This window comes from Ruegeria sp. HKCCD4884 (genome assembly GCF_013110855.1).
GTDB lineage: Bacteria > Pseudomonadota > Alphaproteobacteria > Rhodobacterales > Rhodobacteraceae > Ruegeria.
Genome location: NZ_WVRJ01000003.1, coordinates 392,573 through 408,965 on the forward strand (window position 1 = coordinate 392,573; position 16,393 = coordinate 408,965).

The window sequence follows — 16,393 nt, forward strand, 5'->3', positions numbered from 1 at the left end:
GGCGTGGCGCAGGCGCAGGAGCAAAGTCTCGAGAGTCAGGCGAGTGATCCAACAGCGTCACTGATGTCATTTCAGTTTCAAGACTTTTTCACCAGTTCCGTACACGGCTCATCGGGCAAGCGAAACACGGTGCAGTTTCGCGCGGCCATCCCGTTCGAGATCGGGGGTGTGTCGAATATTGCCCGGCTCACCCTGCCGGGGTTAACGCGCAATGATCTGGGCGAAACCGGGGTTGGGGATGCAACGCTTTTCAATCTGGCTGCGTTTGACCGGAACTGGGGCCGCTTTGGCGTCGGCGTCGTTGCGCTGTTGCCAACGGGAGCCAGCGGTGTAAGTGCCGAAAAGTGGGGGCTCGGGCCTGCTCTGGGATTCGTTGCGCGTTCCAGTTGGGGCCTCGCAGGTGTGTTTAACCAGAACATTTTTACTGTAGCCGGTGATGACTCCCGTCCGGATGTCAATCTATCAACACTACAGCCGATAATTTCCTATCAGCTGGGCAATGGCTGGTCCGTTGGCACGTCTGACATGACCTTTGTTTACGATTGGGACGCGAGTGAGTTCACCAGCCTACCGTTCGGCGCAAAGATCTCCAAACTGATCAAGATGGGAGGCGTGCCGGTGCAATGGCAGCTTTCCTTTGAGCACAACTTCTATGACGAAACGGGTGCGCCGAAAGACACCATCGGCCTGACCGCGAAAATTCTTATTCCGAAATGAGGACAAAATGATCAGAACAACACTTCTTGCTTTCTGTCTCGGGCTCGCCGGTCCCGTATTTGCTCAAGGAGATGCCGCCCCGGAACCTGCCTCCAGACTCAGCCGCGCGGTCGCAGAAACCGTGAACCGGCAACCCGCAATTCCGCGTCCGGAACAGGATGCAACAGCCGCTGAAAAGCTCGCAGCCTTTGAAGCGCGTGCAGGACAGAAGCCAAACATTCTGATCTTCATCGTTGATGACATGGGTTACGGCGATCCGGGTGCCTTTGGGGGCGGAGAAATGATTGGCGCGGCGACCCCGGAAATGGATGCGCTCGCGGCTGAAGGCCTGAAACTCACCTCGACTTATTCGCAGTATACCTGCACGCCAACACGCGCCTCCGTCTACACGGGCCGGCTGCCGTTTCGGACCGGATTGATCCGGCCCATACTTGCAGGTGACAAGATCAAGGTGAACCCGTGGGAGGGGGAGTTAACTGTCGCGGGGCTGCTCTCCGAGGTGGGGTATCACACGCTTCTGACCGGCAAGTGGCACATCGGCGAAGAAGAGGGAATGCGCCCGCATGACGTGGGGTTTGACGAATTCTACGGCTTCTACAAAGCGCAAAAGGAGTACACCCAGGACGTCTATGAAATGCGTTTTCCTGATCTGGCGCTCGATGCGGACAAGTTGGAACGGTACCGCTCGATCGGATCGAACAACGACCTGATCTATGGTCTTGCCGACGGCACGACGCAAACCATTGAGACGATTGATTCGGTTGAGAAAATGGCAGAGGCCGATGTGCAGTTGAAAGACTACACAGTGAAGCGCATACGCGAACTGAGCGAAGGCGATCAACCGTTCTACATCAGCCATTCATTCATGAAAGTGCATGCGGACAACTTTGCAGCCACTGCGTTCAAAGGGGCGAGCGCGTCGAAGTTTCCGTATCGGGACAACATGGTCGAGGTGGACAGCCATATCGGAGAGATCGTGGATGTGCTGGAGGAAGTCGGCGCACTGGACAACACGTTCATCTTTGTGACGTCAGACAACGGGCCACAAATGGACAGCTGGCCTGACAGTGGTTACACGCCCTTCCGCGGAGCCAAGGGGACGACCTGGGAAGGCGGGGTTCGGGTGCCCGGCATCGCCTATTGGAAAGGAATGATCGCTCCGGGACGGGTGTCTGACGGTTTGTTTGATCTGATGGATCTGTTCGATACGTCTCTGGCATTGGGTGGGGTAGAAACGTCGAACCTCCCCGACGATCGGTATTGGGACGGGATCGACCAAACCTCGTTCCTGTTGGCAGACGACGGCGAGAGCAAGCGCGAGCATGTCTATAACTGGCTTGGGGGCACACTGGCTGCGATCCGGATGCGAGAGTACAAGGCGCATCTGCACGTGGCGCTCGCACAGGAAAAGTTCCTCTGGATCGACATGGCAGCAGTCGTGCCAACAGGCCTCGCGCCCTGGCTCTTCAATCTCTACGTTGACCCCAAGGAGGAATACCCCGTCGGCCACCGCCTCAATGCATGGACGGCATCTTTGGGCGCTGAGTTGAAGGCTCATGCAGCTACGTTCGCCAAGTTTCCACCGAAGGACCTAGGGCTATGAGAAAACTGATGCTGACCCTTGCATTGCTGTGCGCTACACCTGCTCTGGCGGCCGACAAACGGGTTGCCCCACCAGATCTTAGCGGGCTCCAGGGTGTGGAGGCGCAGGCCTTCTATCTTGCATTGGATGCGGTGATCTGGGGCTATCCAGTCGTGTTTTTCGAAGACCTGATGCGCGGGCGCACAGCCGAAGACGCCGAGGCGGTCACAGGTAACCCACGCTCGCAGGTGAACGAACTGGCGCGTGTTCGTAAACTACGCGGGCCAGAGTACAAACAGATCGCAACCCCGAACAATGACACTTTGTACATTCAGTCATTTATGGACTTGAGCCGCGAGCCCCTGGTCTTAACGGTCCCTGCAGTAGACGACGAAAGGTATTACGGGATCCAACTTTGGGATCCGAACGGTGATACATTTGGCTATGTCAGCACCCGAACAACCGGACGCAAAGCAGGGGACTATGTACTCGTTGGTCCCAGCTGGTCAGGGGAGATCCCCGAAGAACTCTCGCGTATTGAGAGTGCCTACGACAATGCGGTCTATTGGGGCCGCGTCGGCGTCGAGGGGCCAGATGACGTGTCACGCGCGAACGAAATTCAAGATGGCATGCTGATCACGCCGCTGAGCGCATTTCTAGCGGGAGAGTCAGCCACAGTGGACGTTGCCTTTTCAGAGGCACGCGTGGCCTACACTCCGCCGGCTGATCTCCCTGACGAGTTGCTGTTTTACGACAAACTCGCGCACGCTCTGAAATTCACTCCCCCAAAACCCGGGCAAGATGCAGTCGTCGCCGACAGCCTGTCCCAGATCGGATTTAGGGATGGCAACACAAGCTTCGATTTCAAATCCTTGTCCGACGCAGAACGCTCCGGGCTGGCAAAAGCTTATCTGTTCGGCCAGCATTTGATGGACGTGAATGCACAAACAACGGGCGAGGAAGTCAACGGGTGGCGCTGGAGCAGGCAGGCCGGCATCATGGGAACGGACTATTTGTTTCGTGCGGCCTGGGCCAAATGGTACACCGGAGGTAACAGACCTGAAGAAGCAATATACATGGATGGGCGCAAAGACAGTGACGGCGCGCCATTGGACGGCGGCAAAACCTATACCTTCCAATTTGAGGCCGATGCCCTGCCACCCGTATCCGCTTTTTGGTCGCTTTCGATGTACCAGGCTTCTGATGGCTCCTTCGTTGCCAACCCGATTGATCGGTACTCCATTGGTACGTTTACCGAAGGTCTCGAATACGCAGAGGATGGTTCATTGACCATCTACATTCAGAACGAAGCACCCACAGACGATGCCCCGCGCGCCAATTGGTTACCTGCGCCGGAAGGGGCGTTTTATATGAACCTGCGTCTCTATGTGCCGGACAACAGTCTCGCCGAGGGAACCTGGGCGCCACCCTATGTAAATGCAAAGCAAAATTAGAGGGACATGATGTCAAACTTTTTGATCACGAAAGCGCTGTGCACTGCCACGTCCCTTTTTCTTTTCGCGCCACCGTCAGCAATGGCGCAGCAAGCGACGCCGGATGATGGTTCGGTTCTTCCCTTCCCGTCCCAACCGATGGCCGGAACGGCGAAACGCCGGTTGCAGGACAGCACAATGGCCTGGCCGGAGCCAGAGCAACGCTTGCCAGAGGACGCTCCGAATATCCTTATTGTCATGCTGGACGATGTGGGCTTTGGGATTCCGTCGACATTTGGTGGCGGGGTCAACACGCCGACGCTGGATGCGCTGGCCGCCGAAGGTGTCGCGTTCACTCAGTTTCACACCACATCCATCTGCTCGCCAACCCGGGCCGCACTTCTAACCGGGCGGAACCACACGCGCGTCGGTTCTGGCACAATCGCGGAACGCGCAGTCGCCTTTGATGGATACACCGGCGTAATCCCCAAAGAAGCGGCGACCATTGCGGAAATTTTGAAGGAATACGGCTATCACACCTCAGCCTTCGGAAAATGGCACAACACACCGGCGACCGAAACAACCGCGATTGGTCCCAAGGACCGCTGGCCAACGGGTTATGGTTTTGAGTATTTTTACGGATTTTTGGGCGGGGAAACCTCGCAATGGGAACCCCGGCTGACCCGTAATCTGGACGCGGTGGAGCCGCCGGTGGGAGACCCGGAATATCACCTGACGGAAGATCTCGTGAATGATGCCTTGAACTGGTTGGATGATTATCGCGCCTTCGATCCCAACAAGCCTTTCTTTATGTACTGGGCGCCGGGCGGCGTGCATGGCCCTCATCATATTTTCCCCGAATGGGCCGACAAATATGACGGCCAGTTTGACGAAGGCTGGGACGCCTACCGCGAGGCCACGTTCAAACGACAACTCGAGCTTGGTGTGATCCCGGAAGGCACAGAGCTAACGCCGCGGGACGAAACCATGCAGGGCTGGGACGACATCCCAGAGGACCAACACGAATTCCAAACGCGGCTGATGGAGATTTTTGCGGGCTTTGTGGAGCATACCGATACGCAAGTCGGTCGTCTGGTAGATGGCCTCGACGATCGGGGTTTGCGCGACAACACGCTGATCTTTTACATTTTCGGTGACAATGGGTCGTCCTCGGAAGGACAGCGAGGGTCGATCAGCGAGCTTCTCGCCCAGAACAACATCCCCAATACCATCGACCAGCAATTAGAGGCGCTCGACCGGATTGGCGGTGTGGATGTGCTTGGAGGCCCCCGCACGGACAACATGTATCACGCTGGCTGGGCTTGGGCAGGCAGCACGCCGTTCAAGGGAACAAAGTTGATGGGCTCCTACTTCGGAGGAACACGCAACCCGATGGTTGTAACGTGGCCCGGGCGGATCGCTCACGACCGCAAGATGCGCACGCAGTTTCACCATGTCGTTGATATCGCCCCCACCATCTATGAGATCCTGAAGATCCCGCATCCACAGGTCGTCAATGGCTACACGCAGATGCAGATGGATGGCGTAAGCCTTGCCTATGCGTTTGAGGACGCAGAGGCGGCGCCGCAAAAGTCGGAGCAGTTCTTCGACAACAACGGCAGTCGCGGCCTGTTTCTTGACGGCTGGTTCGCGGGCACGTTCGGACCCTTCACCCCTTGGGACAGCGCAGGGTCTGCCGCCGGTATTGCGGACTGGGATTCCGATAATGATGTCTGGGAGCTATACAATCTCACGGAGGATTTCAGCCAGGCCAATGATCTGGCCGAAGAGATGCCGGACAAACTGGCAGAAATGAAAGCGCGCTTTCTTGAGGTTGCTGAGGACAACGAGGATTTCCCGATTGGGGCTGGCAACTGGCTGCGCATTCACCCCGCAGACCGGATCACGTCGGATTACGACACATGGACATTCGGGCCGAACATCAGGCGCATGCCCGAGTTTGCCGCCCCCGGGATCGGTCGCCAGTCAACGCGTGTGACAATTGACGTGGAACTCGGCGACGCGGCGAACGGCGTACTCTATGCCGTCGGCGGCGCGGGTGGCGGTCTGACGGTCTATTTGCAGGACGGAGTTATGGTCTATGAATACAACATGCTGATCATCGAAAACACACAGGTTCGCACCGATCCGCTACCAGCGGGGCGCCACAGCATCATCATTGACACGTCGATTTCAAAACCCGGCGGATCTGCAGACGTTGCCATAACTGTTAATGGAGAGGAAGCCGCAAGTGTTCAGGTGCCTCGAACTGTGCCAGCAGCGTTCACAGCGACCGAGAGCTTTGACGTCGGTCGGGACCTAGGCTCGCCTGTGTCCTTGTCCTACGAAGAAGAGCGTCCGTTTGCTTTCGACGGGATCATACACACCGTCGAAATCTCGCAAGGCGCAGCTTTGGAAAATTGAGGTCAAAACAGTCTACCTTCAGAATGTCAACTTTGGATAGTTGAAATCCTGTTCCGCTAACGTCTGCTTTGTCCGCATAGCTGCCATCTGACGGAAACATTCAGATGACTGCACCGAGCCCAAACTGACAAACGCTGCGGACTTGATTATTGACAGAGAAATGAAGAAAGCTGTCATTGGAATAGTCTATAGAGGCCCGCGCCGATTTAGTGGCATTGCCACATGCGCGTTATGCTCCATGCCTTTCGCGGTCGTCATCGCAACAATGGGCTGCCGCATAACTTGCCCTGATTTTGAGCGGCATGAAAAGACAAGAAAACACGCCGAACTGCCAATAAGAGATAAACTGTGGTTACATTTAACCTGTGAGTTTGTATGGCATTTTCCCTCCACGCGCCTATTGTGTTCTCACAATATGCAGCCATCATGATATAGGAATCCGAAGTCAAAACGCTAAGTGCTCAGCCAAAATTGCATCGCGGAATGGCTGGTAACCAATTGAGAAAATTTAAGCGAATAAGCCTCAGATAGGAGCTTTAGATGAAAATCCACTATATGTTCACAATGGGATTAGTTCTGGCTGTATCGTCGTCGGTCGCAATTGCCCAAAATGCCCCAGAGATGAAGGAGCCTCTGGGCTATCCCGGTTTCAACGGCAAGATTGAACTGGACGTGCGCGACTCTGAATCGGATTGGACGCCGTTCACACCAAAAGCAGCGCCCGAAGGCTCACCTAACATCCTGTTTGTTCTGTACGACGACACCGGGCTTGGGGCGTGGTCGCCCTATGGTGGTAAGATCAACATGCCGACCATGGATGATCTGGCTGCGCAGGGTTTGACTTATACGCAGTGGCACACGACAGCATTGTGCTCTCCGACGCGTTCGACACTTCTGACAGGCCGCAACCATCACTTGAATGGTATGGCGGCAATTACCGAAACGGCGGATGGTTTCCCTGGCGCCAGTGGTCGACTTCCTCCGCAAGTAACAACAGTAGCTGAAGTGCTTCAGGCCAACGGGTACAGTACATTCTGGATCGGTAAGAACCACAACGTCCCCGAGCAGGATGTGGCATCTGGGGCCAGCCGCACGGAATGGCCGCTCAATCAAGGTTTTGATCGCTTCTATGGTTTCCTGGGCGGCGAGACGAACCAATGGTATCCCGATCTTGTTGAGGACAACCGGTTCATCGAACAACCATATAGCCCCGAAGATGGGTATCACCTGTCCAAAGATCTCGCTGACCAGGCGATCCAGATGTTGCGCGATCAGAAAGCGACTAACCCGTCGAAACCTTGGTACATGTGGTTTAACCCCGGCGCCAATCACGCGCCGCATCACGCAGGCGCGGAATGGGCGGACAAATACAAGGGTGTTTTTGACGAAGGCTACGATGTATACCGCGAGGAGATCACTCAGGCGATGATCGAAAAAGGTATCGTGCCTGAGGGAACGGTCAACACCGAGTTGAACTTCCTGCCGGATGGCATCGCCAATCCGGCTGATGCAGTGCGTCCCTGGGACAGTCTGAACGACGATGAAAAGAAATTGTTCACCCGTATGGCAGAAGTCTATGCGGGCTTCTCGGAGTATACCGATAGTCAGGTGGGACGCATTGTCGATCACCTGAAAGAAACCGGACAATACGAGAATACTCTGATCATCTATGCCGCCGACAACGGGGCATCGGGCGAAGGCTCTCCGAACGGGTCGGTGAACGAGAACAAGTTCTTCAATGGCTTCCCGGATGAGCTGGAAGAGAACATGAAGTATCTTGATACGCTTGGTGGTCCGGATACCTATAACCACTATCCAACCGGCTGGGCGGCAGCATTCTCGGCCCCGTTCAAGATGTTCAAGCGCTATTCGAACTATGCTGGCGGCACCAATGACCCGCTAGTCATGTCCTGGCCTGCGGGCATCAAGGATGGCGGTGAAATCCGGCATCAGTATCACCACTCGGTCGATATTGTTCCGACCATACTGGAGATCACCGGCCTGGAAATGCCCGCCGAGGCAAATGGCGTCGAGCAATACCCTCTGTCGGGGGTTTCAATGGCCTATACCTTCGATGCAGAGCCCAATGACCCCACCCAAAAAGAGGTGCAGTATTACACTATGCTGGGGACCCGAGGGATCTGGAAGGATGGTTGGAAAGCGGTTGCGGTCCACGCGCCTTTGACCGGTACAAGCAACTTCGATCAAGACAAATGGGAACTGTATCACGTTGATGTTGATCGTTCAGAGTCAAACAACCTTGCAGAACAGGAACCGGAAAAACTTCAGGAACTGATTCAGGTCTGGTTCGATGAGGCCGCAAAAAACAACGTGCTGCCTTTGGATGACCGCAGCGCGGTAGAAATCTTGACCATCGAACGCCCGACGGCGGAACCTCCTCGTGATACCTATGTCTACTACCCGAACACGACATGTGTGCCGGAAGGTGTGGCGGTTAACGTGCGAGGGCGCGACTACAAGATCCTCGCAAACGTCGATGTGGAAGAGGATGCCAGTGGTGTTATCTTCGCCCACGGGTCACGCTTTGGCGGCCATGCTTTGGTGGTCAAGGACAAAAAGCTCTACTACACCTACAACTTCCTCGGAATTCAGCCTGAACAGACGTTTGAGTCGGATGTGGAACTTGAGCCCGGGAGCTACACGCTGGGGATGGAGTTCGACGCGACCGGCACGGGCGCCAATGGCGAAGTTCTTGGGTCGATGAAGCTCTACGTCAACGATCAAGAGGTGGCCTCGGGCGATATGCGGACCCAGTCGGGCAAGTTTACGCTTTCGGGTGACGGCTTGTGCATCGGCTATGACAGCGGCGACGCCGTTAGCAAGCTGTATACCACGCCAGGTGAATTCGAAGGCGGAACCATCCGCGAGGTTGCCGTGTCCGTCTCAGGTGAAAGCTATGAAAGCCTTGAAGCGGCGGCTCAGCGTATGCTGAAGCGGCAGTAAATCCATAGCCGGTTACACCACATGAACGCAGTGACACGACGATTGGTGAGAGTATGATCTTGGTACGCTTCCCTGACATCAGGCCGCAAAAATGGATCACTCGTGTGGCTGTTATCTTGGTTATCTCGTGTACAATGAACTTTGTATCCGCCGCTTCGGCGGCGGATATGATCCAAATTGAAGGGCAGACGTTTAATATGGGATCGCAATCGCATTACCGCGAAGAAGGTCCCATACGCCCTGTGACTGTAAGCACATTCTTCATAGGCAAGACTGAGGTCACAAACGCGGAATTCGGTGCATTTGTGGACGCGACGGGCTATGTCACCACGGCTGAACGTGGCCTGACACAAGAAGAACGCCCCGGCTGGCCGCCGGAGCTACTTGAGCCCGGATCCATGGTGTTCGCGCAACCCGCTGAACCTGTCGATCTGGATAATCCCAACAAGTGGTGGCGCTGGGTTGCTGGTGCAAACTGGCGAGCACCTGAGGGGCCCGGAAGTACAATTGACGGACGCGATAATCATCCCGTCGTGCAAGTTTCACCGGAGGATGCTGAAGCCTATGCGATTTGGGCCGGAGGCCGTTTACCGACAGAAGCTGAATGGGAATTGGCTGCGCGTGGTGGCCTCGGTGACGGTGCAACCTGGGATGAACCTTATGACCCGGTGTCTGGCTGGAAAGCGAACACATGGCAGGGCGAGTTTCCTTCGACTGACATGGCTGCTGATGGTCATCACGGCACGTCACCCGTCGCCAGTTTTTTGCCAAACGGCTATGGAATTCACGACATGGTCGGCAATGTTTGGGAGCATGTGTCAGATTGGTGGGTGCCGACGCATCCGAACGTCTCGGAAACCGACCCTCATGGCCCTTCCGAAGCACTCGCAGCGCGCTTCTCCCATCCAGAAATAGGAGCTCAGCGCGTGGTAAAGGGAGGTTCGTGGCTTTGTGCCCCTGCCTTCTGCATGCGTTATCGACCAACTGCAAGGCAACCCTTTGAACGCGGCCTTGGATCAAACCATACGGGCTTTCGGCTTGCTAAGAATGCTCAGTAGCAAAAGGGGTTTCCAGCCGTTTTTGTGTTTATCCCAATTACAATGCACGTAAGCCAAAGGAACAACTGTCTTTTCTTACATTAACTACATGATCGTTTCGCGGGTAGGGCGCTCTTGCCTATAGGCGCTAAGCAAACAAAGCGGACTTTGCGACGCCACACCCAAACGGCGGCAATGTCCCGCAAAGCAGTCGTTTTGAAGGGTTGCGGCGAACGGTTGCTCCGAGCCCACTACTTCAAAGTAGTAAACGACCCTAACAACCTTGGTCTTCAGTCGATTTTGTTGCGCAAGCCGCACTATAAGTCGGTTGAACTTGCAGTTTGTTTTCAGCAGCGACCAAACTATTGCGCCAGAGCGGCTTCCAACCGGGCAGAACTGCAGAAACAACGTTTGGCATACTCGACCTTGCGAATAGATCCAGCATCAAGTCCAACGGCTTTACCACAGTCTTCGCGCGCAGCACCTGCCATTTGAAATGCAGGCCCGTTGCGGCCTGAGTTCGTGAGTTGGTCATGTTGTGCCACCGCAACCTGAAGGCGTGCCGTCAAATCGCTTTGCAGTTCGTCGCCAGCAGCCGTTTCAGAAAGGGGCACATCACGATAGCTCCTGCAGGCGGCCAGAATGTCTCCCAGACCTACGGTGACACGGCGATTGCGACGCTCGGCCGTGGTCACAGCGATAAGAAGGTCGGTTTTGCCGCGACTTGAAATATCTCCGATCTGATCAACCGATACGCCAGCAGCAACCAGTGCACGCGCGACTGTATTTGCCCGCCTTTGCCCAAGACTCTGATTATAACCCGTTGAACCAACTGCATCCGTGTACCCAACCACAACTGTTGGCTTATAGCTGTCAGTTGCTTTCAGCCGTTCCGCTATTTCATCGACCTGCCGCTGGCCTTCCGCATCCAACTGGTCGGAATCAAAATTAAAATTTACGGTCCCGAACACCTCGGCCAATACGCTGACCGGCAGTACCGAAAGAACAAGAATAACAACAAGCCGAGCGAGTTTTTGTAAACGCATCAGTATGGCCTCATAAAATTGGTGGTCTTTGGAAATGTGTCAGGACCCGTGTGTTTTGACAAGCTCACGTCTCGCTATGCGCGACTCGCCCGCACGTATCATAATAATTTGTTGCCAATTGCCCATTGTTGGGCAATCTTCCTAAACAAATTGGCCTAAACGCGTCCCTTAACCGGAGAGCTTTTCGAGGAAATCTATGCGCAAATTTCTTTGCGGCACGGCAATGCTTTGTATTGCGGCGATATCATTGCCAAAAACCACCAGTGCGTTGTCTCTGGAAGACGCTATTTTATTTGTTCTTGAAACCAACCCGGAGATCACCGCAGCGGAATCCAACAAGCAGGCCATAGAATTTGAACTGCAACAAGCCCGCAGCTTTTGGGCTCCGCGCTTTGAGCTGGACGCCTTTGCCGGGGGCAGCGTCAATGATGGCACCACAACCCCGGACCTCTCCGCGGCCGATGGGTGGATCGACGGCTATGAAGTCGGCGCTCGCGTTTCGCAACTGTTGTTCGACGCTGGTGAGACGCGATCCGAGATCGAACGTCAGGCCTATCGGATTGACGCTGCGGCCCTGCGCGTCCTTGAAAGATCCGAGGTTCTTTCTCTGGAAGCGATCCGGCTTTACGCGGACGTTCTGCGCGTTCAGTCCCTGGTGCAACTGGCACGTGAGAACAGGGACTATCACGTTGAAGTCCTCAGACGGATACAGAAAGCCTATGACAGCGGCGTTGTCGGGATCGGAGACCTGCAGCAAGCCGAAGAACGTCTGATTTTGGCCGAAGACACGATCATTTCGTTTGAATTTGATCTGGAAGACGTCAAGAACCTGTTCATTGCCGTGGTGGGTGTTGATGCCGAAGGGCTTTCGTCCGTGCCGGACATTCGCCACTCCTTACCCGCAGATATGGATGCCGCGCTTGAAATTGCGCGCCGCACCAATCCCACTATTCGGTTCCTGCAGGCCGATGTCGGGTCGGCCGAAGCACAATCACGCCGCACCAATGCAAACGCATATCCCAAGTTATTCCTCGAAGCTGACGGACGCGTTGGTGAGGACGTTGGCGGTTTTGAAGGCGATGTTGCTGACGCGCGGATCGGCTTGGTGATGCGCTATCAGTTCCAGGGCAGCTCAAAACGTGCGGCCAGACAGGAAGAGGTGCGTCGCGTCAGCGAAAGCCGCGCACGTCTTTTGGCCCAGACCCGAAATGTCGAAAACGAGGTACGCCAGAGCTATTCGATCTATCGGACCGCGCAGCGGCGGACCCGTAAGATCACTGCTCAGGTCAAAATCGCGCAAAAGCTGCGGGACACGTATGAGCAGGAATTCACGGTCGGTCAGCGGTCATTGCTGGATGTTCTGAATACGCAGAACGCGCTGTTTCAGGCCGAAGCCAATCTGGTGAATGCCAAGTCGGCCGAGAACTATGTGCGGTATCGTATTCTGGCCTCGGTCGGGGTGCTGCTAAGGACAATGAGCATTGAACCACCCGAGGACAGCCGCGTCTATGCCCGCGACGAGTTGAACGTAACGCCCCGCAGCCAGACCGGAGGAGAGCAGCGTCTGGATGCCAGCACGTTCCGGGACTGGAGGAAATCACTTGACTGACACGATCCCTCTTTAGCCGGAGTTACAGCCATCACCAGTGAAAAACCGCCAAACCGTCCTGCAACCGCACGTGTTAACATTGCTCCGCGTGTGGTTTCAGGCGGTCGCAAGACGGCCGGTAACGCGCCGGATTGGCAGTTTGAAGCAAGGCCGAAGGATACGCTCGCCGACGCCATAGCCACATGCATACGGCTGTATGGGCATGATATCGGGGTCGAGGTTCTGCTGTCCGGGCGACGGCTGGATAGCCACGGGTCGCTGACACCTACCGAAGGGGCCAAAGCCGCCGAGGCGCAAGGCTTTCGGGCCCATCTGTCACGGCGCGCGTTGAACGATATACCCGAGTCGGTTTTACCAGCCGTCCTGTTCTTGTCAGGACGGGATGCCTGCGTTCTGCAGGCCATCAAGGGCGCGCAGGCCACCCTCGTCTGGCCGACACGGTCCAGCGATCCGCTGACAGTGCCAATGACCGAGCTGTCCGACCTCTACGCCGGCCATGTATTGTTGTTGCAAGCCGATGACAGCGCCGAGTTTGACCCCGTTTCATCCGAAAGTCCCGGCCACTGGTATTGGAAGGTCGTGAACCGGTTCTGGCCTGACTACATGCAGGTCATCATGGCCTCGGCAATGATCAACATTCTGGCCTTGGCCATGCCCCTGTTTACCATGAATGTCTATGACCGGGTGTTTCCGAATGCGGCATTGGTCACGCTTTGGTCTCTGGTCGCAGGGGTTGGACTGGCGCTGCTGGTGGATGCTATCCTGAAATGGGTTCGGGCGCGTGTTGTCGACAAGGTGGCACGCCGCGTCGATCTGGCAGTGTCGTCCGAGATTTTTCGTCACATTTCTGATCTGCGTTTGGATGCGCAGGCGCAGCCTACGGGAGGGCTGATCAACAACCTCAAAGATTATGAACAGGTCCGGGATTTCTTCTCGTCTCAGACCTTGGCCTCACTGACGGATCTTGTTTTCGCGGTGCTGTTCATTGGGGTCATTGCCTATATCGGCGGGCCGTTGGCCTGGCCTCCGACGATTGCGCTTTGCTTTGTTCTGGTCATGGGGGTGATGATCCTTGTGCCTTTGCGGCGGGCGTCTGACTCTGACAGACAAGTAACAGGGGTTAAAAATTCTGTTGCCGTTGAAGCTGTCAGTGATCTGGAAACGCTCAAGGCTGTTTCGGGTCAAAGCCGCATGCAGGCAAGGTGGGAGCGGATGGTTTCAGAATCCGCCGCGACACAAGAGCGCAGCCGCCGACTGGCGACGTTTGCAACTACGGTCACGGGCTTTGCCCAGCAGCTATCGTCTATCGGGATTGTGGTGATTGGTGTCTATCTGGCGTTAGAGGGCAATCTGACCATGGGCGCTGTCATTGCGGCGATGATCCTGTCGGGTCGGGCAATGGCCCCCACGGCCGCCCTGTCCGGCCTGTTTGTCCGCGCAAGTTTCGCCATCGAGACGCTGCGCGGCTTGAACGCGCTGATGTCTCAGCCTTCGGACACAGTGGCAAGGGGGGCCGCACTGAACGCGCCCGCCAAGGAAGGCGCCTATGCGATGCGGAATGTCTCGCTGCAATACCCGGGAACTAAGGTGCCAGCCCTGGCCGAGGTGTCGTTCACAAGCGCCGCGATGGCGCGGATCGGAATTATCGGGCCTGTGGGTGCGGGCAAAACAAGCCTCGTGCGTATCCTGTCGGGGCTGTTTGCCCCCACCGACGGCATGGTTCTGCTGGATGGGTTGAACATGGCGCAGTTGGCTCCGGCCCGGCTGCGCAAGGACATCCAACTGGTCCCGCAAGAGGCGGTGCTTTTCTCGGGTACATTGGCCGAAAACATTGCCTTCGGCGTGCCTCAGGCAACGAACGAGGATGTTCTGCGTGTCGCACGATTAGCAGGGGTCGACCGCATCGCCGCCGCGCATCCGCAGGGGTTCGACATGCCAATCACCGAACGGGGGCGCAATTTGTCCGGCGGGCAACGGCAGCTTGTGGCCCTGGCCCGTGCTTTGCTGCCGCGTCCACGGGTTCTGATTCTGGATGAACCGACATCATCAATGGACACGCAAACCGAGCAGGTCTTTGTGCAGAACCTGTCGCGGGTTCTGGCGCATTGGCCAATGACCCTGATTGTCTCGACCCACCGCAGCAGCTTGCTGGGTTTGGTCGACAGGCTGGTCGTGTTGGACAAGGGCAGGATTGCGGCGGATGGACCAAAGGACGACATTCTGCGGCAATTGGTAAAAAACTCCGGCGGTGAATCGTCATGAGTAACCGGGACTGGGAGCTGATTGATTTCGCAAGTGGCCCGGAAACGGCAGGACTACGCCGGTCTTCGGGATGGGTGTTTGCGGTATTGCTGGGGTTACTACTGATCCTCGGCTGTGCAGTGCTGTGGGCGTCGCTGGCGCGTATTGAAGAACTGGCCCGCGCAACAGGACGCGTTGTTCCGTCCGGTCAGGCGCGGGTTGTCGAAAGCCTTGAGGGCGGCATCGTCCAGCAAATTCAGGTGCGAGAGGGCGATGCAGTCCAGGCCGGACAGGTTCTGGTCCGTCTGGACGACACCAGCTCGGCCGCCAGTCTGGGCGAGTTGCGCGCGCAGCAACAGGCGCTGCGGGCCCGCGCCCTGCGACTTGAGGCCGAACTGGCCGGTGCAGCTCAGCCCGATTTCACCAATGTCGGGATTGATCCCGACGGTTCCCTTGCTGTGCGAGAAAGCGCGCTGTTCGATAGCCGGACAGCCTCTTATCTGGGACAAAGGGCCGTTCTGGACGCGCAGGTTCAGCAACGCGAACAAGAGATCGCAGAACTCAGCGCCGCACTGGATCGCGTGGCTGAAAATATTACTTTGCTGGACGAAGAAATTCAGATCAAGACCGACAGCGGTATTGTCCCGCGGGCGCAAATCCTGCCGGTCGAGCGCGAACGCACTGCCCGACGGCAGGAACGAGACGCATTAAGCAGCCAGCGCGAACAGGCCCGCGCCGCTTTGACCGAAGCCAACGCCCGTCTGACCGAGGCCGAGTTGCAACGACGGGCCGAGATCAACATTGAACGATCCGATACGCTCAACCAGCTTAGCGTCATCGACGAAAGCCTCAAAAGCGCGACCGATGTTGTGAACCGCGCCGCCCTTCGAGCTCCGGTGAACGGGATTGTATCGACCTTAAACGTGCACACAATCGGTGCCGTGATTGCACCGGGCGAGGAAGTTCTGCGCATCGTTCCGGCAGATGACTCCCTGCTGATCGAGGCGCGCGCGAAACCGGAAGACGTTGCCTTTCTGCGCCCGGGCCTACCTGCCAGCGTCAAGCTGACTTCGTTTGACTTTACGGTCTACGGATCGCTGGACGGTCAGGTGACCCGCGTTGGCGCTGATGCCGAGCAGGATGAGGCCACTGGTGAGGTCTTTTTCCCGATCATCGTGGAAACCCAAAGCAACGCGCTTGAAAAGAACGGCCAGCGGCTGGAAATCCGCCCCGGCATGGTCGCCTCGGTCGATATCCTGACCGGCGAGCGCACCGTGCTGGACTACATTCTAAAACCCTTTCGCAAGGCAAGGTTCGAAGCGCTGCGCGAGCGGTGATCC

General features: G+C 56.5%; 10 protein-coding genes. 9 read left to right on the forward strand and 1 reads right to left on the reverse strand.

What is annotated here, in order from left to right; all coding sequences use genetic code 11:
• The first annotated feature begins 3 nt into the window (after nt 1–3).
• The 6 genes from GS636_RS06760 (at nt 4) to GS636_RS06785 (ending at nt 10,178) form a co-directional block, all read left to right on the forward strand.
• The gene (locus GS636_RS06760) at nt 4–717 is read left to right on the forward strand and encodes a hypothetical protein (RefSeq protein WP_371808698.1); all 714 of its coding nucleotides are present in this window, start codon (nt 4–6) and stop codon (nt 715–717) included.
• Nucleotides 718–724: 7 nt separating this feature from the next.
• Nucleotides 725–2,320, forward strand: a complete 1,596-nt coding sequence (locus GS636_RS06765) for an arylsulfatase (protein WP_171668902.1) — start codon at nt 725–727, stop codon at nt 2,318–2,320.
• A complete protein-coding gene (locus GS636_RS06770; protein ID WP_171668903.1) occupies nt 2,317–3,753 on the forward strand; it encodes a DUF1254 domain-containing protein in 1,437 nt (478 codons plus the stop codon). Before GS636_RS06765 ends, GS636_RS06770 begins: the two co-directional genes overlap by 4 nt.
• A 9-nt stretch (nt 3,754–3,762) precedes the next feature.
• Nucleotides 3,763–6,156 (forward strand): arylsulfatase, encoded by a 2,394-nt coding sequence (locus tag GS636_RS06775; RefSeq protein WP_253762663.1) that lies wholly within the window; start codon nt 3,763–3,765, stop codon nt 6,154–6,156.
• A 540-nt stretch (nt 6,157–6,696) separates the two neighbouring features.
• Nucleotides 6,697–9,120: an arylsulfatase gene (locus GS636_RS06780; RefSeq protein WP_171668905.1), complete on the forward strand. Its 2,424-nt coding sequence runs from the start codon at nt 6,697–6,699 to the stop codon at nt 9,118–9,120.
• Nucleotides 9,121–9,287: 167 nt separating this feature from the next.
• The gene (locus GS636_RS06785; protein ID WP_216602842.1) at nt 9,288–10,178 is read left to right on the forward strand and encodes a formylglycine-generating enzyme family protein; all 891 of its coding nucleotides are present in this window, start codon (nt 9,288–9,290) and stop codon (nt 10,176–10,178) included.
• 341 nt (nt 10,179–10,519) lie between these two features.
• Here the strand turns inward: GS636_RS06785 and GS636_RS06790 are convergent, their stop codons facing one another.
• Complete coding sequence (locus tag GS636_RS06790) at nt 10,520–11,203, reverse strand: OmpA family protein (protein ID WP_171668907.1); 684 nt, start codon at nt 11,201–11,203, stop codon at nt 10,520–10,522.
• 196 nt (nt 11,204–11,399) lie between these two features.
• Here GS636_RS06790 and GS636_RS06795 point away from each other — a divergent pair, with 196 nt between their 5' ends.
• The 3 genes from GS636_RS06795 (at nt 11,400) to GS636_RS06805 (ending at nt 16,390) form a co-directional block, all read left to right on the forward strand.
• Nucleotides 11,400–12,812 carry a TolC family outer membrane protein gene (locus GS636_RS06795; RefSeq protein WP_253762664.1) on the forward strand — a complete coding sequence of 471 codons (1,413 nt, stop codon included), beginning with the start codon at nt 11,400–11,402 and terminating at the stop codon, nt 12,810–12,812.
• A gap of 90 nt (nt 12,813–12,902) precedes the next feature.
• Nucleotides 12,903–15,074, forward strand: a complete 2,172-nt coding sequence (locus GS636_RS06800; protein WP_371808699.1) for a type I secretion system permease/ATPase — start codon at nt 12,903–12,905, stop codon at nt 15,072–15,074.
• Entirely contained in the window at nt 15,071–16,390 is a 1,320-nt protein-coding gene (locus GS636_RS06805) for an HlyD family type I secretion periplasmic adaptor subunit (RefSeq protein WP_171668908.1), read from the forward strand. Before GS636_RS06800 ends, GS636_RS06805 begins: the two co-directional genes overlap by 4 nt.
• Nucleotides 16,391–16,393: the final 3 nt, after the last annotated feature.

Excerpts from the sequence above, each read along its gene's own strand:
- GS636_RS06765 (WP_171668902.1), top strand. The coding sequence starts at position 725 with ATGATCAGAACAACACTTCTTGCTTTCTGTCTCGGGCTCGCCGGTCCC.
- GS636_RS06770 (WP_171668903.1), top strand. The coding sequence starts at position 2,317 with ATGAGAAAACTGATGCTGACCCTTGCATTGCTGTGCGCTACACCTGCT.
- GS636_RS06775 (WP_253762663.1), top strand. The coding sequence starts at position 3,763 with ATGTCAAACTTTTTGATCACGAAAGCGCTGTGCACTGCCACGTCCCTT.
- GS636_RS06780 (WP_171668905.1), top strand. The coding sequence starts at position 6,697 with ATGAAAATCCACTATATGTTCACAATGGGATTAGTTCTGGCTGTATCG.
- GS636_RS06785 (WP_216602842.1), top strand. The coding sequence starts at position 9,288 with ATGATCCAAATTGAAGGGCAGACGTTTAATATGGGATCGCAATCGCAT.
- GS636_RS06790 (WP_171668907.1), bottom strand. The coding sequence starts at position 11,203 with ATGCGTTTACAAAAACTCGCTCGGCTTGTTGTTATTCTTGTTCTTTCG.
- GS636_RS06795 (WP_253762664.1), top strand. The coding sequence starts at position 11,400 with ATGCGCAAATTTCTTTGCGGCACGGCAATGCTTTGTATTGCGGCGATA.
- GS636_RS06805 (WP_171668908.1), top strand. The coding sequence starts at position 15,071 with ATGAGTAACCGGGACTGGGAGCTGATTGATTTCGCAAGTGGCCCGGAA.